Raw genomic sequence first — 1,500 nt, 5'->3', positions numbered from 1 at the left:
GCTAAAACTAGGCATTAGCCGCAGAACGTACTTCCGGAAAAAGAAAAATGGCTTAATTTAATGTGGCACTAAACAAGCCATATCAGATAATAGCCCTCACGAGGGCTATTAATAAATTCAAATGTTCTTTATTTGGGCATTGTTGTTGTATCTTTTGGTATTCTTACCGTTGTTACTTGGACGTCTAGTAAGTTACCATCTGTATCTCTGTAAGTAGTAATATAGACAACGACTATTTCTGTTGGAGTTTCGTAAGAGGTTGATGTTGTTCCAACACCAGGAACTGATGATAGTGTATTTATTATTCCATTGTTGTTTATTATTCTCTTAGCATTAATAGGTATGTCATCCACAGGAATTACTTTTTCTATATCTCCGTTCGAGTTTTTAGCTACTACATGCCAGCCAGCATTAAGTTTAATAATTTCAGTACACTCATATGAGCAATTTATAGTTTTATTTTTTATATGATTTTCAACAGTTGCTGATGACACTGTGTGAGATAAGAATATAGATAGCGCAATACATATGGGTAAAAAAGTTTTCATTAAATAGTTTCTTAATTTTGAAAGTGAAATCCATTCACAAGATTAGCAGTCAATTATTGTAAATCAAGTTCAATAATACAGTTCATGCTGTGCGTGTAACTTTCCCGTTTGAAATTTTATTTAACCTTTGAATTGCAAGGGCTCTAGGTTGATCTTACAGTGCAACCTAGAGCCCTTATAATGCGATATTATTGTTGAAATGCTACCCTATTGCTAATGAGGTAGTGATGTTCAAATCACGCTATATCCAAGCGAATGGCCCGACGCATAAGTACTGGTTAGTGTTTGACGTAGACAAACCTAATGCCTCTTTGGATTGGTACGACTCTGGCGCACCCGCACCTAATATCGTTGCAACAAATCGTGATAACGGGCATGCACATTTGATTTACGGCCTTGAGGTGTCTATCAGAACGGCACCAGATGGCCGCAGTGCGCCACTTCGCTACGCAGCAGTCGTAGAAAACGCGCTGAGGGAAAAACTCGGTGCCGATATAGGTTACGCTGGCCTTATCTGTAAAAACCCCTTAAATCCACATTGGCAAGTCTCTACATGGGAACCGTGCTTGTATGACTTAGACTGGCTCGCTGATTATGTTGATTTGAGCGCCTACAGTGGCCGTAAGCGACTCCCTGACTACGGGTTGGGGCGTAACTGTAACTTGTTTGATTATCTCAGTACGTGGGCTTACAAAGCGATTAGGCTGGGGTGGCCAGAGTACGAACGTTGGCTTGAAGCGTGTTTAACCAGGGCAGAGGGTTACAATAAAAAAACATTCAAAGAGCCACTACCGCAGAGTGAAATTAAAGCTACTGCTAAGAGTGTTGCGCGATGGACGCATAAGAACTTTAGTGCAGCCTGATTTAGTGAGTGGCAAGCTAAACGGGGGGCTAAAGGCGGCAAAGTATCGAAAGGTGGTGGTAGGCCAAGCTTAAATGAGCCTTGGCTAAA

The 1,500-nt window shown here is 40.9% G+C and carries 2 protein-coding genes; one reads left to right on the top strand and one right to left on the bottom strand.

Annotated elements, in window-relative coordinates:
* Positions 1-128: 128 nt before the first annotated feature.
* Entirely contained in the window at positions 129-548 is a 420-nt protein-coding gene (locus BM378_RS20230) for a hypothetical protein (protein ID WP_074989894.1), read from the bottom strand.
* Positions 549-775: 227 nt separating this feature from the next.
* Between BM378_RS20230 and BM378_RS20225 the strand changes: the two genes are divergently transcribed.
* Positions 776-1,411, top strand: a complete 636-nt coding sequence (locus BM378_RS20225) for a replication initiation protein (protein WP_083422952.1) — start codon at positions 776-778, stop codon at positions 1,409-1,411.
* Positions 1,412-1,500: the final 89 nt, after the last annotated feature.

Origin of the sequence: Pseudoalteromonas lipolytica (genome assembly GCF_900116435.1) — a bacterium.
GTDB lineage: Bacteria > Pseudomonadota > Gammaproteobacteria > Enterobacterales > Alteromonadaceae > Pseudoalteromonas > Pseudoalteromonas lipolytica.
This window is presented reverse-complemented; position numbering and strand designations above follow the sequence as displayed.

Bases quoted from the DNA above. Each gene is read 5' to 3' on its own strand.
- BM378_RS20230 (WP_074989894.1), bottom strand. From the start codon at position 548: ATGAAAACTTTTTTACCCATATGTATTGCGCTATCTATATTCTTATCT.
- BM378_RS20225 (WP_083422952.1), top strand. From the start codon at position 776: ATGTTCAAATCACGCTATATCCAAGCGAATGGCCCGACGCATAAGTAC.